Origin of the sequence: Planomonospora corallina (genome assembly GCF_042650625.1) — a bacterium.
GTDB classification, from domain to species: Bacteria; Actinomycetota; Actinomycetes; order Streptosporangiales; family Streptosporangiaceae; genus Planomonospora_B; species Planomonospora_B corallina.
In genome coordinates this window covers 1-23,126 of the sequence record NZ_JBHSBM010000011.1, presented here as the reverse complement: position 1 = coordinate 23,126, position 23,126 = coordinate 1, and the positions used below count along the sequence as shown (strand labels likewise).

The 23,126-nt window shown below is 71.0% G+C and carries 15 protein-coding genes, 1 pseudogene and 2 CRISPR repeat arrays; of the genes and pseudogenes, 3 read left to right on the top strand and 13 right to left on the bottom strand.

The annotated features are described in order from the left end of the window. Nucleotide 1: 1 nt before the first annotated feature. The gene (locus ACFOWE_RS05025; RefSeq protein WP_377285713.1) at nt 2-1,165 is read left to right on the top strand and encodes an alpha/beta hydrolase family protein; all 1,164 of its coding nucleotides are present in this window, start codon (nt 2-4) and stop codon (nt 1,163-1,165) included. Then, nucleotides 1,156-2,157, top strand: a complete 1,002-nt coding sequence (locus ACFOWE_RS05020; protein ID WP_377285711.1) for a LacI family DNA-binding transcriptional regulator — start codon at nt 1,156-1,158, stop codon at nt 2,155-2,157. The genes ACFOWE_RS05025 and ACFOWE_RS05020 overlap by 10 nt, the downstream gene beginning before the upstream one ends. Before the next feature lie 134 nt (nt 2,158-2,291). On the opposite strand, the gene ACFOWE_RS05015 is transcribed toward ACFOWE_RS05020, so the two are convergent. Then, a complete protein-coding gene (locus tag ACFOWE_RS05015; protein ID WP_377285710.1) occupies nt 2,292-2,492 on the bottom strand; it encodes a ferredoxin in 201 nt (66 codons plus the stop codon). Nucleotides 2,493-2,508: 16 nt separating this feature from the next. Next, entirely contained in the window at nt 2,509-3,693 is a 1,185-nt protein-coding gene (locus ACFOWE_RS05010; RefSeq protein WP_377286441.1) for a cytochrome P450, read from the bottom strand. Nucleotides 3,694-4,358: 665 nt separating this feature from the next. Here ACFOWE_RS05010 and ACFOWE_RS05005 point away from each other — a divergent pair. Continuing rightward, entirely contained in the window at nt 4,359-4,769 is a 411-nt protein-coding gene (locus ACFOWE_RS05005; protein WP_377285709.1) for an STAS domain-containing protein, read from the top strand. 1,131 nt (nt 4,770-5,900) lie between these two features. Here the strand turns inward: ACFOWE_RS05005 and ACFOWE_RS05000 are convergent. From ACFOWE_RS05000 to cas3, 11 genes and pseudogenes are all read right to left on the bottom strand, one after another. Next, a pseudogene (locus ACFOWE_RS05000) lies at nt 5,901-6,062 on the bottom strand (hypothetical protein); the annotation flags it as partial. 166 nt (nt 6,063-6,228) lie between these two features. Beyond that, a complete protein-coding gene (locus ACFOWE_RS04995) occupies nt 6,229-6,765 on the bottom strand; it encodes a hypothetical protein (protein WP_377285707.1) in 537 nt (178 codons plus the stop codon). 516 nt (nt 6,766-7,281) lie between these two features. Continuing rightward, nucleotides 7,282-7,932, bottom strand: a complete 651-nt coding sequence (locus ACFOWE_RS04990) for an HAD family hydrolase (RefSeq protein WP_377285705.1) — start codon at nt 7,930-7,932, stop codon at nt 7,282-7,284. A 47-nt stretch (nt 7,933-7,979) separates the two neighbouring features. Further along, nucleotides 7,980-12,947: a CRISPR direct-repeat array (repeat unit 29 nt; unit sequence CGGCTCACCCCCACGGGCGTGGGGAGGAC). 13 nt (nt 12,948-12,960) lie between these two features. Then, entirely contained in the window at nt 12,961-13,290 is a 330-nt protein-coding gene (cas2e, locus tag ACFOWE_RS04985) for a type I-E CRISPR-associated endoribonuclease Cas2e (protein WP_377286440.1), read from the bottom strand. Between the two features lie 12 nt (nt 13,291-13,302). Then, nucleotides 13,303-14,277: a type I-E CRISPR-associated endonuclease Cas1e gene (gene cas1e / locus ACFOWE_RS04980; RefSeq protein ID WP_377285703.1), complete on the bottom strand. Its 975-nt coding sequence runs from the start codon at nt 14,275-14,277 to the stop codon at nt 13,303-13,305. Further along, complete coding sequence (gene cas6e, locus ACFOWE_RS04975) at nt 14,274-14,900, bottom strand: type I-E CRISPR-associated protein Cas6/Cse3/CasE (protein WP_377285701.1); 627 nt, start codon at nt 14,898-14,900, stop codon at nt 14,274-14,276. The genes cas1e and cas6e overlap by 4 nt, the downstream gene beginning before the upstream one ends. Beyond that, on the bottom strand, nt 14,897-15,637 hold the full coding sequence (gene cas5e, locus ACFOWE_RS04970; RefSeq protein WP_377285699.1) for a type I-E CRISPR-associated protein Cas5/CasD: 741 nt from the start codon (nt 15,635-15,637) through the stop codon (nt 14,897-14,899). The genes cas6e and cas5e overlap by 4 nt, the downstream gene beginning before the upstream one ends. Further along, the gene (cas7e, locus tag ACFOWE_RS04965; RefSeq protein ID WP_377285697.1) at nt 15,634-16,755 is read right to left on the bottom strand and encodes a type I-E CRISPR-associated protein Cas7/Cse4/CasC; all 1,122 of its coding nucleotides are present in this window, start codon (nt 16,753-16,755) and stop codon (nt 15,634-15,636) included. The genes cas5e and cas7e overlap by 4 nt, the downstream gene beginning before the upstream one ends. Beyond that, the gene (casB, locus tag ACFOWE_RS04960; RefSeq protein ID WP_377285695.1) at nt 16,752-17,399 is read right to left on the bottom strand and encodes a type I-E CRISPR-associated protein Cse2/CasB; all 648 of its coding nucleotides are present in this window, start codon (nt 17,397-17,399) and stop codon (nt 16,752-16,754) included. The genes cas7e and casB overlap by 4 nt, the downstream gene beginning before the upstream one ends. Further along, entirely contained in the window at nt 17,396-18,949 is a 1,554-nt protein-coding gene (gene casA / locus ACFOWE_RS04955) for a type I-E CRISPR-associated protein Cse1/CasA (protein ID WP_377285694.1), read from the bottom strand. Before casA ends, casB begins: the two co-directional genes overlap by 4 nt. Before the next feature lie 36 nt (nt 18,950-18,985). Next, entirely contained in the window at nt 18,986-21,706 is a 2,721-nt protein-coding gene (gene cas3, locus ACFOWE_RS04950; protein ID WP_377285692.1) for a CRISPR-associated helicase Cas3', read from the bottom strand. 209 nt (nt 21,707-21,915) lie between these two features. Beyond that, nucleotides 21,916-23,100: a CRISPR direct-repeat array (repeat unit 29 nt; unit sequence GTCCTCCCCACGCCCGTGGGGGTGAGCCG). Nucleotides 23,101-23,126: the final 26 nt, after the last annotated feature.

Here is a 23,126-nt window from a genome sequence, read left to right as displayed (position 1 = left end):
CGTGCGGCCCGATCCTGACGGTGACCCCACCGGTGACCCCGCCGGCGGCCCGCGCCGGCTGCGGCATCTCGGCGAGTTCTCCCCGCTCGCCGAGATCGCCGCGGCGCAGCGCGGGCTGTTCCCGCTTCCCCCGCCCGGTCCCGAGCTGCGCGGGCGGGCGCGCGACCTGCTGGGCGTGCTCGACCTGACCGCCGCGGACGTGCGCACCGAGCGGACCTGGGCGGCGGGCGGGATCCGCGGCGAGGAGGTCTCCTGGGACGTCGGGTTCGGCCCCCGGACCCGCGCCTACGTGCTGCGCCCCCGCGAGGCGGGCGACGCGGCGCTGCCGGGCGTGCTCGCCCTGCACTGCCACGCCGGCATGAAGTGGGCGGGCAAGGAGAAGATCGCCGACGGCCCGGAGGGCCACTCCGCCGAGGTCGCCCGGCTGCGGGCCTCGATCTACGACGGCAGGGCCTGGGCGCAGGGACTGGCCGCGCGCGGGTTCACCGTGCTGGTGCCCGACGCGCTGGGCTGGGGCAGCCGCCGGATCCCGCTCGCCGACATGCCCGACGGCGTGCGCGGGGTCCCCGACCCCGCTCTCGGCGAGGCCGACCGATACGACGCCGCGGCCGCCCGCCACGAGCACGTGCTGGCCAAGTACTGCACCGTGCTCGGCGTCTCCTACGCGGGCGTCGTCGCGGGAGAGGACCTGGCCGCGGCCGCCTACCTGCGCTCGCGCCCCGACGTCGGGGCCGTCGGCTGCGCGGGACTGTCCGGCGGCGGCCTGCGCGCGGCCCTGCTCGGCGCCTTCGACCCCGGCCTGTCCGCGGTCGCCGTGGTGGCGATGGTCTCCTCCTACCGCGACCTGCTGGACGGGTACGTCGCCGGCCACACCTGGATGCTCTACCCCCCGGGCCTGTCCAGGCTCTGCGACCTGCCCGACCTGGTCGCCTGCGCCGCACCCCGCCCCCTGCTCGTCTGGTACGGCGAGCACGACCCCATCCTCCCGCTGAGCGGCATGCGCCGCGCCCACGAGACGATCAAAGACCACTACCGGCGGACCCCGGCGAACTACACCGGCGTGTTCGCCGACGCGGGCCACGACTTCGGCCTGGCCGCGCAGGAGCACGTCTTCGGCTGGCTCGCCCGCCATCTGAACGCAGAAAGAGATGATCCATGGCGGTGACCATCAGGGACGTGGCACGCGCGTCGGGGGTGCACGTCTCGACGGTGTCCCGGACGTTCTCGGCCCCCCACCTGGTGAGCGCGGAGACGCGCAACCGGGTGCTGGCGGTGGCGGAGGGACTGGGATACCGGCCGAACCGGGCGGCGCGGGCGCTGACCACGGGACGCACCCACAACCTGGGGCTGATCGTGGCGGACATCGCCAACCCGTTCTTCCCCCCGTTGATCAAAGCGGCGCAGGAGCAGGCGCGGGAGCGGGACTACCACGTGTTCGTGGCGGACACCGACGAGAACCCGCTGCTGGAGCAGGAACTGATCGAGATGCTCTCCAAGCAGGTCGACGGGGTGCTGCTGTGCAGCCCGCGCCTGTCGAACCGGATGATCGAGCGGTTGCGGGCGCAGGTCCCGTTCGTGGTGGTCAACCGGCAGGTGAAGGGGCTGCCCACGGTGCTGATGGACGTGGGGCAGGGGGTGCGGGCCGCGGTGGAGCACCTGGCGGCGCTGGGACACCGCCGGATCGCCCTGCTGTCCGGGCCGAGCGGCTCGTGGACCAGCGAGGAGATGCACGACGCCGCCACCGCCGCCGCGGACGGGGCCGGCGTGGAGCTGGACGTGCTCCGGCCGAACGACCCGACCGAGCGGGGCGGCCTGTCCGCCGCGGCGGCGGTCGCCGAGTCGGGCGCGACGGGCGTGCTCTGCTACAACGACCTGGTCGCGCTGGGCCTGATCGAGGGCCTGCGCGAACGAGGGCTGACCGTGCCCGGCGACCTGAGCGTCATCGGCGTGGACGACAGCCTGCCGGGCCGGTTGAACCGGCCGAAGCTGACGACGATCACGATGCCGACCGCGGCCGCCGGGCGGATGGCGGTCGACCTGCTGCTGGCCGCCGTCAACGCCGGGGACACCGGGACGCCCACACTGGCCCGGCTGGAGACCCGCCTCATCGTGCGCGAGTCCACCACGGCCGCCGCCGGGGCGCCCCTGCCCGCGTAGCCCGGCCCGTTCACGCCGCCGGGCAGGAGCACGGCGGCGTGCCGGACGTGCCGGGCCCGCGCATGCCACCGGGCCCGGGCGTGCGCAGGCCCGGAGCACGGCGGCGCGGGTGGCCGCCGGGCCCGCGGCGCCCGTCAGGAGCGCTCGTCCACGGTGATCGCGGCGGTGGGGCACACCCCGGCGGCCTCGCGGACGGCGGCGCGCAGCGGCTCGCCGGGGGACGGGTCGAGCAGCACCACGACGCCGTCGTCCTCCCCCTGGTCGAACACCTCCGGCGCGAGCAGCACGCACTGCCCGGCGCCGCAGCACCTGTCCCGGTCGACGGTGACGTTCATCGATCGCCTCCAGTGGTCACCAGCGCACCGGGACCTGCTCCAGGCCGCCGACGACGAGCCCCTCGCGGCGGGCCAGAGCCTCGGCGGGCACGGCCAGCTCCAGCGTGGGCAGCCGCTCCAGCAGGACCCTGAGCACGGTCTGCAGCTCGGTGCGGGCCAGCGCCTGGCCGACACAGGAGTGCGGGCCGACGCCGAAGGCGACGTGGGTGTTGGGCGAGCGGTCCAGCCGCATGACGCCGGCCTGCTCGAACTGCCGCTCGTCCCGGTTGGCCGCACCCATGCTGCACACCACGGTGGTGCCCTTCGGCAGGACCGTGCCTCCCACCTCGACCTCCTCGCTGAGGTAGCGCGGCATGCCGAAGCCGGGGTTGGCGTCGTAGCGCAGCACCTCCTCCACCGCCGGCCGGATCAGCGCGCGGTCGGCCAGCAGCGCCTCCCACCGGCTCCGGTCGGACAGCAGCATCGCCATCATCTTGCCGATCATGTTGGCGGTGGTCTCGTGCCCGGCGACCAGCAGCCCCTTGGCCGTGCCCAGCATGAGCTGCTCGGTCAGCCGCCCGTCCAGCCCCTCGACGATCGACAGCAGCTCGCTGACCAGGTCGTCACCCGGCTCGGCACGCTTGGCCTCGACCAGCGCGATCAGGTAGGCGTCGAACTCGGCCTGGGCCGCGTCGATCTCCTCCTGGGAGAACCTGGTCAGGCTGAGCATGGTGTCGGACCAGTACGCGAACCGGTCCCGGTCGGAGTCGGGCACGCCGAGCAGGTCGCAGATCGCCCACACCGGCAGCGGGAACCCGACGCCGGAGACGAGGTCGGCCGGCTGCCCCCGCGCGACCATCTCCTCGACGAGCCGCTCGGCCATGGCCTGGATCCGGGGCTGCATCGCGGTGACCCGCTTGGCGGTGAACGCCCTGCCGAGCAACTGCCGCCAGGCCCGGTGCTCCTCCCCGGTCATGTTGAGCTCGCTGGCGCCGAACACGCCGCCGGACTCGTTCGCGGTGATCCGGGGGGCGTCGGCGGCGGAGAGCTCGCGGGTGAAGCGGGGGTCCGACAGCACCTGCTTCACGTCGTCGTAGCGGGTCAGCACCAGCGCCTCGTCCCCGCTGGGCAGCCGGATCGGCGCCACCGGGCACGCCTGCCGCAGCTCGGCCCACTCGGGCGGCGGCTCCAGCGCGGTGGGATTGCGGAACGGGTAGTCCATCGCCTTGCGGCCGGGCTCACTCACTTCGCCTCCTTGGCAGGGAACAGCCCCGGTCGGGATCCGGCCCCAGGCGGGTCCGCGGTCTCCGCCGCGGGCCGTGCCCGCGACCGCCTCGTCATGCCTGCCGCGGCGGCAGGCGGTGGCCTCCGAGAAGACCGCCGGAGAAGACCGGATAGCCATGTCCGGTTCCTACGATAGCCGTCCTCCCCATCTCCGTACGGGCCATCCGGAAGCAAAAAGAATCCGGTCGGCAAAGGACCGAAAACTGTCTGCATGATTTCGGTCATGGCATTTTCCCGATAAGAGAAGAACCACGTCAGAATTCCCCACGGCCGCGGAGGACCCGGATCATTCCCCTGGAATGCTCCCTCGTTGATCCGTCCGGCGGAGGAGACCCGGTCTGACGGGCGCGGCCCGGCTCCGGTCGCCGCTCGCGGGCGCCACCGGGCGCACGGCCGTCCCCCCGGTGACCGTACCGCCCACCGGGGGCGGCCGAGGAGCCGGGCACCCTCCCGGCCACCACGGGAACCGCCGGAGGCTTACATGACGGGAGACGGGTAGGGAACGACCGCCGGGCGACGGCATGGTGACGGATCGGGGAGCACTGCCGTACCGTGTGGGCGAGGTTCAACCGGCGAGTCGGTGACGCTGGACGGTGAGGGGCGGTGGTCTCGGTGCCTCCGGAGGAGAATGTCTTCGACATCGAGCTCGGTGCCCGCGGCAGGTGCGCCGTGGTGCGCGTCAGGGGAGAGCTCGACTGGGCGGCCTCCCCTTCGCTGCGGATCGTCGTGGAGCAGTTGCGCGGCCTCCTCGGCGGCGGCTGCCTGATCCTGGACTTCACCGCGCTGACGTTCTGCGACTCCACGGCGATCGGCACGCTGGCCATGGCCCGCCACGAGTGCCGGGAGCACGGGATCCGCCTGGTCCTGACCGCCCTGCCCGTCTTCCTGCGGCGCATGCTCACCACCACGGGCCTGATCTCGGTGTTCGAGGTGCGCGAGACACTGGAGTCGGCGCTGGACGAGGTGGACGGCTGGGACTCGGACGGCCGGGCGCCGGCCTTCTCCGACGCGTGAGGCACTCCCCTTGGCCACGGTTCCCCATGGCGGATCCCGGCCGCCGGGTCGCCTACCGAGACACCACCGGAGCGGGGAAGACGTTCACCCACCCGGTGAATCCCGGCTGGTCCCGCCTGCTCCGGCACGGAGGCCGTACGGAGTCCACCGCTCGCGCGGCGTCCATCGCCCGCGAGAAACCGGCTAGGCCGTACGGCGTCCACCGTTCGCGAGCAGCCCGGCGGTGCGGCCCCGGCAGCCGGAATCGTCGTGGAGGGACTCTATGCTTCCCGCCCATGAGCGGAGGCGGGAGCCCTGCCATGCACACCGAGCGGATAAATCTGGGAGCCGGAATGATCGCGGAGTCCGGGTCGCGGGCCCTCCGGCCGATGACGTCGGGCCGGCCGCGGGCGGCCTGCCGTCGGCCTCTCGTCACTCTGATCCCCCTGGGCGAGCCGTCTCCGACCGCTGCGCGGGAAACGGATTTCTGCCTGGGTTCAACTGGTCGTCGCAGCACCTCGATCTCTGAAGAGGACGCTGTGGCGCAGGGACGAGCAGACAGCGATTCTGGCTGGTCGCTCACCGCGCGGTTCGGCCGGCGAACTTGAGACATTGATCGGCCGGCGGGCAGGAACAGGGGCAGGGCCCGCCGATATGCGAGCCCCGCCCCTTCCCTCAGTCTTCGCCGTGCCAGGTGCGCAGCTCGCAGCGTGCCTGGTGCCGGCTGCGGCGACGCTCTTGGCGCCGGAGGTGGTACCCCCTCGCGGCCCCCGCCGACACCACCGCAGTCGAACAGGTAGTAGGCGGTGGCACGCCAGTGACAGCCGCTCGTGCGGTGGTTCAGGGACGCGCTGCCGGCAGTGATCTCGTCCGGCAGCGTGCACGGCCCGACCCTGTGATCGTGCACGGGCACGCAGGTCACCATCGGCGCGTCGGCCATCCGCACCCACCGGGGCCGGGTCTTGTCGGTCTTGCTCATACGGTCACCTTTCGGCTCCGTGACGCCCCGGGCTGGGGCCGTCACAAGACCGGATGCACCGTGATCACCTCCGACTTTCGTGCAGACATATCGGCACCGACGCTACCGCGAGCCGTAGGAGCGTGCGATTGACATCCTCCCCCGCCTGGAAGGCGGAGGATTCCAACCCGCTCCTACACGCAGAGGAGGACAGGTTGAGGTTCGCGGTTCACCGGCCCGCCCCACGGCGAGCCTCCCCGCGCAGCAACGGCATGCCCTGCCGCCGTGTCACGCACATTGCAGGCCGCGTTGACGTCGGCGTGCGCCCGATGCCCGCAGGCCACGCAGCGGAACCGGGATTGGCTCTCTCTCGACTCCGCAGCGCGATGCCCGCGGGCGTTTCAGGTCTGCGACGTGTAGCGCGGATCGACCGGAACGACCCGGCCGAAAGCCTTTGCCCGCCGCCCGGAGCCGCGCCGGGCGCGGGCCAGCCGGCGCTGCAGGCGCAGCAGACGGGCTTTGTCAGTGGCGCGCAGGCCGGGAGCGTTCAGCAGCCCCGGTGGACAGAGCCGCCGAGACGGCCACGCCCCGGTCCACGCCGACGATCCCGCCGGTGCCCGGCCCGGGCACCGGCGCCGGGATCGCGGCGAACGCCACATGCCAGCGGCCGCAGGCGTCGCGGGTCACCCGATAAGACCTCGCCCCCTCAGGGACGGCCCGCGACCAGCGAAACCGCACCCACCCGACCTTCGGGACCCTCACCTGTCCGACGTTGCGCGAGACGCGGCGCACATGGCCGGGCTTGACCGCGACGATCCGAAACCCCTCGTCACGGCCGCGCCTGCGCCAGGTGGGGCGGCGGTGGGTGCCGCCGAAGAAGTTCACCACGGCCTGGGCGAAGTCCTTCAGCGCCTGCTGCTGCACGATGATCGACCCGGCGCGCAGCCAGTCGGACGCCGCGCGGGCCTCGGTGAGCTGGCGACACTGCTCGGCGAAGGCCGGAGCACTTTTTCGGCCCGATCTCCAGTGAGCGTGCTGCTCGACGGCGAGGTTCCACACGAATCGGGCGTGTCCGTCCGCAGTGCTCCAGCAACATCGCCTCCTGGGCGGGCGTGGGCTGGAGCCGGTAGCGGGACATCCCGATCAATCTATCGAGCACCACCGACAGAATCAGGAGATCGAAGTGTCCGGCCGTTCCGCGTTTCCTCCCCGCCCTGAAGGGCGGGGCATCCACGCTGCAGGTGCCCGGTGACGAGACCGCGTTGCCGACTCCCAACGGAGAGCCGGGGCATGACCGGGACCGGCCGCACACGACCGTCGAAATCGCGGAATCATCCGAACAAGCAAAGGCCCCTGACGGCGTATCGCCTGTTCAGGGGCCTTTCCGTTACAGAGCCGACGAGGGGAATCGAACCCCTGACCTTCTGTTTACAAGGGAAGGGCGGCATGCACGTCACGCGACCCGGGTCCTGGTCAGGTGGTAGATGCGGGCCGGTGGCGTGTGATCGCGTAAGGCGGTGTTGCTGTACGGCGCTGCTGTACAGCACTCCCCCACCAGCCACGGCGCGCCCTCGGTCAGCGCTCGCCGTGCAGGATCTCCATCGCCTGGAGCACGTCCCTGACAACGTGGTCGGCCCTGTGCTCCTGGTCCTGCCGATTCCTCCGATCTACCCAGACCGTACGGAGGCCGGCGGTTCGTCCTCCACCGATGTCCTTGACGGGATGGTCCCCGACCATCCATCCCCCGTCGGCCAGGCTCATGCCGCACCGCCGGGCGGCGATCTCGAACAGCCCGACATCCGGCTTGCGGATGCCTTCAAGTCCCGAGAGCGCGTAGGCGTCGACGGCTTCAGCAAGCCCCGTCCGCTGGATCTTGCCGAGCTGGTTGTCCGCCGTCCCGTTGGTGACGATGGCCACCTTCCACCCGGCCGCGCGGAGCCGCCCCAACCCTTCCATCACCTCGGGCCGACAGCGGACGAGGTGCGGCATGCGCCTGCGGTAAAGGCTCCACAGTTCCTCTACCGACTCGGACAGGGTGAAGTGCTCCCGGATCTTGCCGAAGAAGACCTCACGATGCGGATAACCCTCCTGGTCGAAAGCGATCAACCAGTCAACCACCTCACGTCCAAGCCGATGGTCGTCGACGAACTCCACGGCCCACGCCTGGAACGCCTCGTCCAGGCTCACGAGCGTGTTGTCTAGGTCGAAGAGCGCAAGCCGTTGCACAGCAACACCCTATGCAGCCTCCTCTATGAAGGTCTTTCCAGCATGGACGGCTCACCCCCACAGGCGTGGGGAGGACGAACGTCATGACGCACGTGGTCAGGCCCTGGGCGGCTCACCCCCACGGGCGTGGGGAGGACACCAGGCCGGGCCGCGCCGAGTTGCGCACCGCCGGCTCACCCCCACGGGCGTGGGGAGGACTTGCGGCCGTGAATCTTCCCCTCCTCGGTGATCGGCTCACCCCCACGGGCGTCGGGAGGACTCGAAGGGCGTCCGGCTCTGCTTCCGTCCCTGCGGCTCACCCCCACGGGCGTGGGGAGGACGTCGCCTGCATCGCGGCGAGCTGACCGGTCTGCGGCTCACCCCCACGGGCGTGGGGAGGACGAGGACGTCGCCCGATCGATCGTGTTCCCCGGCGGCTCACCCCCACGGGCGTGGGGAGGACTGACCGAGCCGCTCCCACATGACGGCCTGCGGCGGCTCACCCCCACGGGCGTGGGGAGGACGACCTTGGCGCCCCCGGTTCTGGTCTGCTCGGCGGCTCACCCCCACGGGCGTGGGGAGGACCGCCGCAAGCACTCCAAGCAGTCGCGACATTACGGCTCACCCCCACGGGCGTGGGGAGGACGGTGTAGACGGCGGCGACGGGCCAGCCGTGCGCGGCTCACCCCCACGGGCGTGGGGAGGACTCGAGTTCCGCCTTGATTTTGGCGCGGACGTCCGGCTCACCCCCACGGGCGTGGGGAGGACAGCTGGGTGGCGTGGAGCTGCATGGCGGTCTCCGGCTCACCCCCACGGGCGTGGGGAGGACTTCAGCTGGGCGAGGAAGTCGCGGGCGGTGGTCGGCTCACCCCCACGGGCGTGGGGAGGACTCCGCGAGCAGGAGCAGCCGCTCCATCGCGGACGGCTCACCCCCACGGGCGTGGGGAGGACATCCGGTCGAGCAGTCTACGCATGATGATCTCCGGCTCACCCCCACGGGCGTGGGGAGGACAAGGTCACGGACGTGCCCGGCGGCACGGACGACGGCTCACCCCCACGGGCGTGGGGAGGACCACGACTACTCCTCAGACTCCGGCGGCCGGGGCGGCTCACCCCCACGGGCGTGGGGAGGACCCCTCGCGGCCCTCGAACTTCACGACAACCGACGGCTCACCCCCACGGGCGTGGGGAGGACGACCCTCAGGAACCGGTTACCGGTTCGCTGACCGGCTCACCCCCACGGGCGTGGGGAGGACGCCGTCGCCTGCGACAGAACGCCCCCGTCCTCCGGCTCACCCCCACGGGCGTGGGGAGGACGCCTCCGCGGTGTCCTTCTTGGCGCGCTGGGTCGGCTCACCCCCACGGGCGTGGGGAGGACGCGTTCGGCCGGACCCTGGACCAGGCGGTGTTCGGCTCACCCCCACGGGCGTGGGGAGGACTCTCCTTTTGGTCCTGTCGCTCTCGCGGACGTCGGCTCACCCCCACGGGCGTGGGGAGGACTGGGGCGCCGACGACTCCGCCCGCGTGGCGAACGGCTCACCCCCACGGGCGTGGGGAGGACTTCGGATCGCCCATGACAGCATCGAGACGGGCCGGCTCACCCCCACGGGCGTGGGGAGGACTCGAGGTCGTCGTCCGTGAAGTCCGCGGCGGGCGGCTCACCCCCACGGGCGTGGGGAGGACGTCCATCTCCTTGGCGCGGCGCGACACTTCGGCGGCTCACCCCCACGGGCGTGGGGAGGACTGCCCGACACCGATCCCGGCGTCCTTCGCTGACGGCTCACCCCCACGGGCGTGGGGAGGACTTCCTGACGACGATGTCGGACACATTGCTCTGCGGCTCACCCCCACGGGCGTGGGGAGGACACGACCGGATACGTCTTGCGCGCCACCTCAACCGGCTCACCCCCACGGGCGTGGGGAGGACCACAGCACGGTCACACCGACCGTGACCATCATCGGCTCACCCCCACGGGCGTGGGGAGGACGTATTGTCCTGAATGACCGCCTGGTCGAGGATCGGCTCACCCCCACGGGCGTGGGGAGGACGGGAAGCTCGCCGACCCCCGCGACGCACTGAACGGCTCACCCCCACGGGCGTGGGGAGGACGTCGGGGCCAGGTCGACCGTGACGCGCACCGGCGGCTCACCCCCACGGGCGTGGGGAGGACAGCTCGGCGCGGGTCGCGCGGTTGTCGGCCTGCGGCTCACCCCCACGGGCGTGGGGAGGACGTCGGTCAAACGCTTCACGGCCTACTCCTTGTCGGCTCACCCCCACGGGCGTGGGGAGGACTGGGTCGAAGCCGCCGCCTACGCCGACGACGACGGCTCACCCCCACGGGCGTGGGGAGGACAGACCATCGACCGCAAGCGGAACGCCGAAGTGCGGCTCACCCCCACGGGCGTGGGGAGGACTCCGCCGGGCCGGAGTCCGCATCGATCTCGATCGGCTCACCCCCACGGGCGTGGGGAGGACCACGCCCGGACCTGTTCGCAGCAGGTGCCGGGCGGCTCACCCCCACGGGCGTGGGGAGGACAACAACTGCGACGACCCGGCGACCGTGAACGCCGGCTCACCCCCACGGGCGTGGGGAGGACTGCTGCACGCCGATCCCGGCCTCCTTCGCCGACGGCTCACCCCCACGGGCGTGGGGAGGACCAAAGCCCGCGACATTCGCGCGCAGAGCGATGCGGCTCACCCCCACGGGCGTGGGGAGGACTTCTCCTTCAGCTGCTCCGCCGCCGCGTTCGACGGCTCACCCCCACGGGCGTGGGGAGGACGCCTCAAGCGGCGTGGCCTCGCGCTCCTGCGCCGGCTCACCCCCACGGGCGTGGGGAGGACATCTTCGGCAGAGCTCTCGTGGCCGCTTCGAGCGGCTCACCCCCACGGGCGTGGGGAGGACCGTGCCCGCCGGTTTGTTGACGGTGAAGGTGGCGGCTCACCCCCACGGGCGTGGGGAGGACGCTCCGGCCCGGCTGACCAGGAAGCCCTCCGCCGGCTCACCCCCACGGGCGTGGGGAGGACTGCACGATGTCCGAGCGCTCCCCGCTGAAGCCCGGCTCACCCCCACGGGCGTGGGGAGGACAAACCGGACCCACACTCGATCGACATGGACGGCGGCTCACCCCCACGGGCGTGGGGAGGACTCCGTCAAGCTGGCCAAGACGAGCGGGTCCGTCGGCTCACCCCCACGGGCGTGGGGAGGACTGATCTCCGGCCGGTCCGGCCCGAACGTGATCGGCTCACCCCCACGGGCGTGGGGAGGACGCATGACCAGCGATCATGTTGGTCGGCTGAGGCGGCTCACCCCCACGGGCGTGGGGAGGACCACCCCCGCGTGGTCCTGGGCAGAGGTGTCCGCGGCTCACCCCCACGGGCGTGGGGAGGACGCCCCGGACGACTGGGTGACAGGCGCGCCGGTCGGCTCACCCCCACGGGCGTGGGGAGGACGGCAGCGACGACCAGCCCGCCATCCTCCCCACCGGCTCACCCCCACGGGCGTGGGGAGGACTGGATCAGGGCTCCGGCGGCCGCCGCCAGTGCCGGCTCACCCCCACGGGCGTGGGGAGGACACCATGACCAGCTCGTCGCGGTCCTCATCGGCCGGCTCACCCCCACGGGCGTGGGGAGGACATCGGCCACTCACCCCGCACGTCATCCGCCGGCGGCTCACCCCCACGGGCGTGGGGAGGACTCGAGCGCGCGGAGGGCGGCGGCGCGCAGCTGCGGCTCACCCCCACGGGCGTGGGGAGGACACAAGGCCCTGGCTCTGGAGTAGCTCGATGGCCGGCTCACCCCCACGGGCGTGGGGAGGACGCCTGACCAGCCCACCGCCCCGAGCCCGGCCGCGGCTCACCCCCACGGGCGTGGGGAGGACTGCGGCGGCAGCGACGACATCGCCGGTCCGGACGGCTCACCCCCACGGGCGTGGGGAGGACGACTAGTCATGACAATGATTTACTTCGATTTACGGCTCACCCCCACGGGCGTGGGGAGGACGTCCGCCCGACGTCGATCCGCGCATGCAGAGCCGGCTCACCCCCACGGGCGTGGGGAGGACTGCCCGCCCGACAGAGTCGGGGCGCCGAGCGGCGGCTCACCCCCACGGGCGTGGGGAGGACGCGCTCGTCTACTAGGGGGGAGGGCAGGGTGCCGGCTCACCCCCACGGGCGTGGGGAGGACCTCCCCCGGCGGAGGCCCAGGTCCGGGTGACGCGGCTCACCCCCACGGGCGTGGGGAGGACGCCAGCTCGCCGCCCTTCGCCTCCGGGACGTACGGCTCACCCCCACGGGCGTGGGGAGGACGCGGATGGCGTCGTCCAGGGCGCGGTCGCGGGCGGCTCACCCCCACGGGCGTGGGGAGGACTGCGTCGTACGACACAAAGCATCGTACGATGCTGGCTCACCCCCACGGGCGTGGGGAGGACTGATGGTCACGGTCGTCATGGGCTGGGGTCCCGGCTCACCCCCACGGGCGTGGGGAGGACGAACGCGGCCAGCTCGGCGAGCGTCATCCCGGCGGCTCACCCCCACGGGCGTGGGGAGGACTCACCCCACTCCGCCTCACGCGCGTTGCGGGGCGGCTCACCCCCACGGGCGTGGGGAGGACTCGCGCAGGCAGGTCTGGGCGTTGCGTCGTTCTGGCTCACCCCCACGGGCGTGGGGAGGACGCCTCATCTCCTCGCATGACGACAAACGATCCCGGCTCACCCCCACGGGCGTGGGGAGGACGTCCATCTCCTTGGCGCGGCGCGACACTTCGGCGGCTCACCCCCACGGGCGTGGGGAGGACGTGGGGGCGATGATCCGCACGTCGCGGGTCACCGGCTCACCCCCACGGGCGTGGGGAGGACACCTCCTTCAGGCCCTCGCCGCTCTCCATCGCCGGCTCACCCCCACGGGCGTGGGGAGGACGGCGTGGCCGGCGCGGTCAAGGGCCACCGCGACGGCTCACCCCCACGGGCGTGGGGAGGACTAGCCCCTCACCACGCCACAGTCAAGGCTTGACGGCTCACCCCCACGGGCGTGGGGAGGACACTTCCTGACCTGCTACTTCACAATCGCACTTGAAGTTTCCACTGACGAAGATCCGCTACTTAAGCTATCGGCAGCGAATCTGATCAACTGTAGGCCGTCGAAGTCGACCACATGGCGTCGGCGTTGTCCCGCCGTCCGTATCAGGAAGCCCTGTTCCGTGTCCGCTGGATGGACGAGAACCGCCATGCCGTCGCCCACATTCGCACTGACGGCCGACCATAGCTCGTCCCGCACGCGAGCTGAGACCGTACCCACGAACAGGCCAGGGCAGGGCTCGATGAGCCAGCGCGACAGCGCTCCTCCGACGTGATCAGGGACCGCGGTCGTGGAGATGACGATCATTGAAGCCATCGGTCACTCCAAAGAGAAGTCGAAGGCATCGGACCCGTAGTTCACACCCGCCGGCAGTGCTCCGGCGTGGGGGTCCCACAGATGCACCAGGTCGCTGCCGCGCTCAGCTGAAGCAGGCCGGTCGGCGGACGGGTCGATCAATGCCTGGATATCGGCGACGATCTGCGGCATGAGCTTGAACGCCCTGAAGTCCTCTCGTAGGCGTCTTCGGGCTTCCCGCTCGGGATCGGTGGAGGCGTGCAGGGAGAAGGCCAGCGGGATGGTGATGCGGGCCTTGTACAGGTCGGCGACGTCGTAGACGAAGGCCATCTGGGTGCCGCTGTGGATGAAGCCCAGCGCCGGAGAGCAGCCGAGTGCCAGGACGGCCGCGTGAACAACGCCGTACATGCAGGAGTTGGCTCCGGACAGGGCCTTGTTGACGGGATCCTGGTCGTCCCACGCCTCGGGGTCGTAGTTGCGTTTGAAGCGCTTGATCCCGTGCTTCGTCGCCAGGAGCCGGTACAGCGCTTTGACGCGCTGGCCCTCCATGCCACGCAGCTGGGCCAGTGACGCCCCGGGCGGGGCGGCACCGAAGCGCGCTTCGTACATCCGGGTCGCCACCTGTAGCCGGCTCTCGTCATTCGCCCAGGCGCGGACCTGCTTTTCCAGCCATGCCGTGGTCAGTGAAGCGGGCATGATCCCGGCGTAGCTGCGTACGCCGCCCGCGCCGACGCACACCAGCGAGGTGCCGTGCCGGGCGATCGTGGCCATGGCCGGCTGGGTGATCGATGTTCCGGGCCCCAGCAGGATGCACGCCAGGGCCGCGGTCGGCAGGTAGACCCGGTCGGTTCCGCGGGCGGATTCGACCTGGGCGCAGACGCCGGTGTCATCCTGGACGATCCGGACTGCCTCGACGTACAGGAACGACAGCGAGTCGGAGATGCGGGGCAGCATCGCCAGGGTGGGGGCGGCGAGTTTCCGCCGGGCCGTACTTGTCATGAGCGGGCCAGGGCAAGGCTGAGCAGGCCGCAGCCGTAGGTCTTGCCGCGGCCGATACCGCCCAGAACAGCGGCGCGCAGGGCGTCGGCGTCGGTGACCGTCGCGGTGCCGTCGAAGCGCACGGCGGCGTGCCGGACGGTGCCCTTGGCGCGGATGTCCTGCTGTGACTGCGACGTCACGGTGGCGACGGCGAGCCCGCCTGCGGCGGCGCGGGCCACCCACCATTCCTCGGCCGCGGCCCCCCGCAATGCCTGGATCTTTCCGGCCTTGGGGCCGGCGTTCCTGCCCAGGCGCTTGGACGGGTTGGCGGTGATGCGGTAGTGCACCCGCGTCCCTGAGACAAGCCGCGTCAGCAGACCGTCCAGCTCGCGCACGGCGATCTCGCCGTAGCCGTCGGGCAGCCGCGACAGTTCGGGCTTCATGGTGGTCTGCACCAGAATCTGCAGACCGGTCCGAGTGTCCTCGGTCCGGAACAGCACCCCGCCCTGGGCTCGGGCCTTCTCGCCGATCTCGTCGGGTACCAGCATCATCAGGCGCTTGTGGAGCCGGTCGGGGTCGGCCAGATCGGACTGGACGTCCCGCCGTCGTACTTCCGGCAGGATCCGCACCAGCCAGGCGGTCACGATTCCTCCTCGGTGACGTAGGCGATGAGGCGCTCCCAGAACTCCTCACCGGCAGAGCACAGCTGTCCCGGCAAGGTCCGGGTGATGATGCTGACGCTGCGGGTGCGGTAGCGCCGGTCGTAGCGGTTGAAGCTCTCAGGCACGTCCGCGATTTCGGTGACCGCGTCGGCGGCGTCGGCGGTGCCCTCGACGACGAACTCGACCACCGGTTCCTCGCCTTGGCGCAGTCGGCGTGCCAGCGGCACTTTGGTCTCCAGGTGGGCCACCGCGTCGTCGGTCTGGCGTAGCAGCAGCGGCTGGTCCGGTGGGCAGGAGCGCCGCCCGAGATACGGCTGCCAGTGCGGGCGGCGCAGCGCCTGGGCGAGCTCGTCGATGCGCTGGTCGGAGCCGTCGACGGCGACGGTGAAGACCGCATCGGCCAGGTACTGGCGGCGGGTGACCATGGTGGCGGTGTCGCGAGGCCGTTGCGTGCCGTCCGGGCGTGGAACCCCGCGCGGTAGTCCGCCACCGATGGTATGGAAGTCGATCATGCGGATGCCGGGCCGGTCGATGCGGACGGTGAAGCGCAGCTCCTCATACGCCGACAGCGGGCGGCCCCGGTGCAGGCCTTCGGCGCTGGCAAGCAGGCCGATCAGACCGGAGCGGGTGGGAAAGCGCAGGCTGTCGCGCTGGGTGAAGACGCTGTGCTCGCCCCAGGACTGCAGTGGACCGGCCAGCCGCAGGACCAGGCCGCTCATGCCACGCTCTGGGGATGCGCTGCCGTGACCGCACCGCCGATCAAGTCGGCGAAGGAGTCGGCCTGATCGCCGAGCCCGTCGAGCGGCTTGTCGTCGATGCTCGCGTATCCGCGGTAGAGCAGGCCGCCGGTCCCCCACAGCTTGCCCAGCCGCTCAGCGTGGTGAGCCAGCTGGCGGCGGGAAGGGGCGGCGATGCCGTTCTCGGCGCGGACCGGCGCCTCGAACGCGGCCGCCAGCGAGATCGGCCGATCGGCGCGCACCGCCAGGTGCACCAGGTCGGGCAGGGTGGTGGCGGCCGAGGAGGTCTGCTTGCCGGTGGGCAGAGAAGAGACGAACGCGTGCAGGAACGCCTCGGTCAGCTCACGCGCCATCGCCGCGTCCCCGCCGAGGTTGTGCAGCAGGCCGTGCAGGTCGAGGTTGGCGTAGCGGTAGAAGACGCCGGCGCTGAACTCGGCGCTGTTCATATGACCGCTGCCGACCTCGTCGGCGGGCAGGCAGTCGTCGACCGCGGTGAAGAAGTCGATCTCCGGGGCGACCTCGTGCGTGGTGAAGGCGTGCGCGACCTGCACAACGCCATCGACCCCGGCACCGGGCAGCTCGGCCAGCATCCGGCCGAACAGGTTGATGATGCCGTTGCGTTCGGTCAGCACAGCGGCGACCTCATCGATCGGCAGGACCGCCTTGGGCTTCTTGACGCCGACGGTCTGCTCGATCGCCTCCTGATGGGCCTCGGCCAGGTCCGCCAGCGCGTCCAGGGCGGCCTGGGGCAGGTACACCAGCACCGAGGTGCTGCCGCTGTCCTCCAGCTTCAGGCCGTCCTTCTTGTTGGCCGACAGGGCGATCTGCGCTCCGGCCGCCAGCGCCGCCTCTTCGCTCCAGCCGCGCTCGCGCAGCCGCGCGGCGACCTCGGCCGGGATGCGGCGGGTGCGCACCGCCGCATCTCCGATGGCCCGTTCGACGTCCAGGCGCACGGCGCGCTTCCAGCACTGGCTGGAGACGCGGGTGCGCATGGCGCCGCCGTAGACCACGCTCTTGGGCGAGCCGAGGTCATCGCGGTTGAGGTTGGCGAACGGCACGGTCTGCAGGACGTGCACGTCAAGGTATCGGGGGATGGTCACTGGTCCTCGCCCTCTGCGTCGTTGTCAGTCGCGGAAGTAGTCGTTACGGGGTTCGTAGCGCGGTAGAAGTCCTGCAGCCACCACTTGCCGATCTGGTCGCGCCGGTGTCCCCACCCGCTCAGGTCGACCAGGAGCCGCCCCCAGTCCGGCGCCATCTCTTTGGCCGCCAGTTGGCGGACCAGGCCGGGCAGGTGACGGTGCAGGCCGCTGATGTCCTGGCGGCACAGCAGATGCAGGCGCTCCTCCACGGAGGTGGGGTTGAGCTTGTCGTCGCGCACGGCGACGCCCAGGGTGCCGCCCAGGCTGGTCGTGGGTCGCTCCGCCTCTTCCTGCTTCTCGGATGCGATCGGAGGATCGACCGACTCAGCCTCAGCCGTTGGCAGCGGTTCGGGCTCCTGGCGGCGGGCTGGCTGCGCGGCGATGAGCGCCGCCACCGTGTAGTAGGCGCTTTCGACCGCGCGGCCCGGCCGGTCCACCGGCAGCCATCGCGCGACGACGGCATGGCTCCTGCGCACCAGGGCGTCGTCCACCGGTCGGCCCAGTCCGCGACGGAGAGCGGCCCGGCGCCCCGGATCGGTGCGGATCACCCGGTCGAGATAGGCCACGTATCTGTCGGCTGTGCGGATCGACGGGATCACATTCATGCACGCTCCTTCACCTTGCTCGCCTTACCGGTCGCGGTGCGGGACCCGCGCGCGGCGAAGATCAGCCCTCGTTTGAGTTCGACGGCCCGCTTGATCCGGGGCCGCGCGCTCGCGCTGTCGGTCACCTCGTCGTAGACCTCCAGTGCCAGGTGCAGGAAGGCATCTGCCGCACGGTCGAAACGGCGCTCACGCACCCGCTGCCAGAAGATCCGCTCGGCTCGCGGCCAGTACCGGGCCGAGCCTTGGGCTGGCCACGGCCCTTCCGAGATGTCCTTGCGCTGGGGCCTGCCGTCACCGTTAGACGGGTCGTTGATCGCGATCCACACATCGCGTAGTGCCCAGCGCAGGTGCCGCTCGGTCTTCTCGGCCGTCTGCCGCATCTCGCTGACGGCTCGCGCCACCTGCGTCTCGTTCGCCAGCGCCAGCAGCGCCGGGGTCACTGCGGTTGTCCATTCCTTGTCACGGGTCTGGCCGTCCTGATCGAACCCGAACGCCCGCACCCGGAGCACCGGTAGCAGCAGCCCGCGCAGGTCCTCGACTGTGACCAGGACAGCCGGGCGGCGGCGGTGGTCGTCTCCGGCGTCTTCCAGGATCAGCGCGTCGAAGTCCCGCCACAGCGCCCGCCCGGCATCGGCCTGCCGGGCGTAGAAACCGCCTTCCTTGTTCTGCTGGTAGACCAGGTACGGGTCCTCGGCCGGGAATTCCCGATCGCGCCACGCCCAAGTGATCCACGCATCCGCCACCGACTCGCCGTCGTCGGAACTCTCCAGCAGCACCGCGTGCTGGAACCGGCCACACAGCACTCCGCCCAGGCCACTGGGCCGCGGCGGCACTCCCAACGGATTGGGCAGCTCATCGGTCTCCCAGGGGGCGAGATCGACTCCACCGGTGTTGTACCGGTAGGCGGGAGGAATCCCGGCGACCAGCGACTCGAAAACGTTGCGGCCCAGCGGGTGGAAGGAGATCGTCCTGCGCAGCGGCCCGGCCTTGCTGTTGCCGCCCCGGGTGGCGCCGACAGTGCGGGGTGTGCACTGGCCGGACGGGCCGTAGTACAGCTGCGTCAACAGGTGGAAGACCGCCTCGTTAGCGGAGATCGGCCGCACCTGCAACGTGGTCGCGTGGTCGAACCACACCTGATTGTTGCCGGCGGACCGGAACATGACGAGCTTGTTCACACCAGAGCTCGACGGGCACTGCTCGCGCAGACGGGGATCTTGCAGCCACGGCCGGTCGGTGTCGAACAGGTCGAACCGGCCAGCGTGCCGGGCGAAATACTTATCCGCCTCATCCGAGTCGAAGTATCCGGCCTCCAAGACCGCTTCCTGGCGCTCACCCCACGCCTTCGCGCTCAGGCTCATGTCGTCCAGGCCGGTGATCCGGGCCGCGATGACCGTTAGCACCCGCCACAAGCCCGAGGCGCCCGGCGGCGGCGCGGCCTCGATGTCAGTCAGCTCGTGAGCGTGTTCGAACAGCTCCCGCAGTCCGATCTGCCGCCGCACGTCCCCGATCCGGACGGGCACCCAGTCACGCGTCAGCAGGTCATACGTCATCGCGCTCCTTTCTTGCACGGTGGTACGAGCCACTCATCAGCTCGGTGTTGCGGGAAACTCCGCCAGCCCCAGCTCCGGCGACAGCCACACCTGCCGCTGGCCGAGCTGCCCGGATGGCTGCTGGCCGGACATCGTGACCACGGTGAGATCGCTAAGGTGAGCACTGTCGGCCCACGCCGCTGGTGGGGCGTTGTCCGCTGACAGGCCTCGCAGCCACGTTCCCGGCACCGGGATGGTGTGGCGCATCACCAGCCGGACCTGCTCCTTGGAAAACCATCGCTTGTTCCCGGAACCACTGGTTCCGGTCTCGGGAAGGCGCTCGCCATCGAGCAGGAACCGGCCGTCGGCGCCGACGGTACAGCAAACGACCCTCCCGGACTCGGCGCCCAGGCGGGTCGAGAACTCGTTGATGAAGTCATCCCCGCTGAGCTGGCTCAGCTCCTCGACGTCCTCGGGCGCCGGGATGGCGGCCATGCGCGCATACAGGTCCTTGGTCTGCTCATCAGCCAACCGCGACACGTCATCGTCGGTGAGCGGCGCGACCTCGTTACCGAAATCTTCGTCATAGACCTCATCGACCAAGGCCTGGATGGCGCCGGGAATGGCCACCGCGCCCTCGTCCAGACGCATGAGCGCATCGTGGGTGCGGCGCAGCAGCGACGTGGGATAGACGAACGGCCAGGCCCGCGGCACGACGAGCTCACCGCGCGCGTCGGCGGGGGTCAGCACCACCAGCCGCATGCCCACAGCCCAGCCGGGCCGTCTGGTGTCGTTCACCGGGTGCCGCTGGCAGCGACCCGCGCGCTGCAGCAGCAACGCGATCGGCGCCAGATCACTGACCACGACATCGAAGTCCAGGTCCAGGGACTGCTCGATCACCTGCGTCGCCACCAAGATCGCCGCCCGAGGCCGGTGGCCGGCGGCGTCCTTACCGAACCAGCCCACCATCTCCTGGGTGATCTCCTCGCGGCGATAGGCCGGGAATCGGGAGTGCAACAGCCGGATCTCCGGAACCTGCGCGCCACCGCGCTGCCGGATCCAGTCGCGCAACGCCAGATAGGTGTGCTGGGCCTCGGCGACGGTGTTGCAGATGACCGCCGCGCACCCGCCCTCGTCCGCCACCGGTGTCAGAACATTCTGCAGGGCGGCCGACCGGTCCAGGCGCCCGTCACGGCCGATCGGCACGCGGTGGCTCTCCACCCGCAGGATCCGTTCCCGGCTCGCCACCGCCGTAGCCTGCGCAGCCTGCGGGCTGACGTAGATCCACCCGGGGTAGGTCACCTCGGGTACCTTCTGTTCCCGGCAGCCGGCGCCTTTCAGGTAGGCCTCGGCCAACCTCCGTCCGACCGCCACCGGCAGAGTCGCCGACAGCAGCACGACCGGTACCTTCAACGCGCCCAGCCACTCCAGCAGCACCTTCAGCAGGCCCTGCATGTAGGCGTCGTAGGCGTGTACCTCGTCGATGACGAGTACCTTGCCGACCAGGCCGAGCATCCGCAGCACGTTGTGCCGGCCGCGCAGGACCGCCAGCAGCGCTTGGTCGATCGTGCCCACCGCGAGGTTGGCCAGCAGGCCACGTTTGCTTCCTCGCAGCCACCGGGTCGCCATCGGGTCGTCCGTCAGAACACGGGCCTCCCCACCATCGGGCGAGTAAGCCGTATTCAGCCAGGCCATCCCGTGCAACAGAGTCAGCGAGTCGGCACCTTCCGCCCGGCGGGCGCGGAAGTCATCGACCCGTCGCAGCATCTGGTCGGAGGTGGCCATGGTCGGCAATCCGACGAAGCAGCCCGGCATCCCTGCGGCTTCACCCATCAGCCGTCCCCCGTGCAGCGCGGCCTCGGTCTTGCCTTCCCCCATCGGTGCCATGATCAGCAAAAGCCCAGGTTCTCCGCCGACGAGAACCGGCAGGCGTTCGCTGATGGAGCGTTGCAGATCGTTCGGTTGGAAAGGGAAGTCCTCGCTGAACCCTCCGGGCTTGAAAGTCAGCCGGCCTAGACCGGCCTCCCGTAGTAGCGGAACGACGGCGGCCCGGCTGCCTGCCAGGTGGCGCTGAAGATCGGTGATGTCCCCATGCCTGGGCAGACCGGCATCGATACGCCGGCGCAGGAAGGCATCCTGACTCACCAGCCAGTCGGCGAGGATCACCACGGCGCAGGCCAGCGCCCCACCTGCGGCCGATACCTCTGGCGGTGGTTCAGGACGATCCATCAGTTCATGGACCGCAGTAGCGATGGCCCGGCGTTGTTCTTCCCACCGGCCCTCTCCCAGGGCCGGCAGCGCGCCCAGCGGGTCGCGGAACTCGAGATGGTGGAATGAGGAGAACGCGCCGTGGTGGCCGCCCAGCAGTTGAGCGACCCGGATGGCTGCAGACCACTTCCTTTTCGCCGTGTAACCGGAGCCGGCCAGCATCCGCCCCAGCCAGACATGAGCGGCGAACGCATGACTTTTCGCCTCGCCATCCACTTCGGGGTAGCCGACAAGCCCGCTGAAACCATCTCCGTCCTGCTCCTGGAAACAGGACATGCACTTGCCAATATCATGCAATCCCGCCCAATACGCCAATAAGCGGCGCGCGCGTTCCTCTCCCACCACCAGCTCGCCTGCCAGGGCAGTACGCAGACCCGGTGCAAGGTAGTCATCCCACAACACCTCCACGGCGGCGGCCGCGTCGAGCAGGTGACACACCAGGGGATACCGCGCCGGAAGCCCTCGAGACTTCCCCCACAGCATCAAGTCGACGTCCGGGGGTTCGTCCACTCGAACACCTCGCAATTCTCGAGAGAAGACCGAAGAACAGCAGGCCTACGGCTAGATCATCAGGCGAGACATCACTGTAGAGTGACAGGACGACATTTCATGTGAGATTGGTCAATATGAAAGTTTTTCTCGGTTGGACTCCTCGCCTTGTGCTCAAGGCAAGGACTGGGAACCTGGTGTCGTCGTTGTAACGTCGCAGGTCGCGAAGTGTCCTCCCCACGCCCGTGGGGGTGAGCCGGCCCCCGTCTCCCTTCCCGGGAGCGGGGGCCGTCCTCCCCACGCCCGTGGGGGTGAGCCGACCCCGGACAGGATGCCGCCGACGTCCGCGGCGTCCTCCCCACGCCCGTGGGGGTGAGCCAGAAGCGGGCCAGATGACAGACCAGCTCAAGAAGTCCTCCCCACGCCCGTGGGGGTGAGCCGCACGAGCCCGGCCGGAAGCGGCCGGGCTCCGTGTCCTCCCCACGCCCGTGGGGGTGAGCCGCACGACCGGACCGTCTGATCCCCCCGGCCCCGGTCCTCCCCACGCCCGTGGGGGTGAGCCGTCGTCCGCGTCATCGCTGGGGAACTTCGTCAAGTCCTCCCCACGCCCGTGGGGGTGAGCCGTTCGACCAGGGCGGTGTCCTGCCGCCGGGCCGTCCTCCCCACGCCCGTGGGGGTGAGCCGGCGGGCATCCCCGTCCGCCGTTACGAGAGGAGGTCCTCCCCACGCCCGTGGGGGTGAGCCGCGATATCGTCCCCGGACGTTATCGCTTAGGCGGTCCTCCCCACGCCCGTGGGGGTGAGCCGTCGGCGAAGGACGCCGGGATCGGCGTCGGGCAGTCCTCCCCACGCCCGTGGGGGTGAGCCGATCCGCGTCTCGTTCAACGGCACCTCCGCGACGTCCTCCCCACGCCCGTGGGGGTGAGCCGGCCTGCTGCGCATCTCCGAAGTGTGCCGGGTCGTCCTCCCCACGCCCGTGGGGGTGAGCCGGCGTAGGCAGGCGGAGGGGTCGCTCCATGTCCGTCCTCCCCACGCCCGTGGGGGTGAGCCGACCTCCTGACGCGACGACGCCCCCGCCCCTCCGTCCTCCCCACGCCCGTGGGGGTGAGCCGCAAGCAACCCGGCTCCGGGTGCTGGCCGCTCAGTCCTCCCCACGCCCGTGGGGGTGAGCCGCTGAAGTCGGAGGTGGTCATGGCCTCCTGGAGGTCCTCCCCACGCCCGTGGGGGTGAGCCGGTGGCCTTACGAGCCTCTAGGTCTAGAGGCCGTCCTCCCCACGCCCGTGGGGGTGAGCCGCCGAATGGCCTCCGCTCACCGTCACGACGCCGGTCCTCCCCACGCCCGTGGGGGTGAGCCGGCCGACGCCGCGGTCAAGCTGTACACGGCGAAGTCCTCCCCACGCCCGTGGGGGTGAGCCGTCGAAGCGCGACCGCAAGGGCATCCG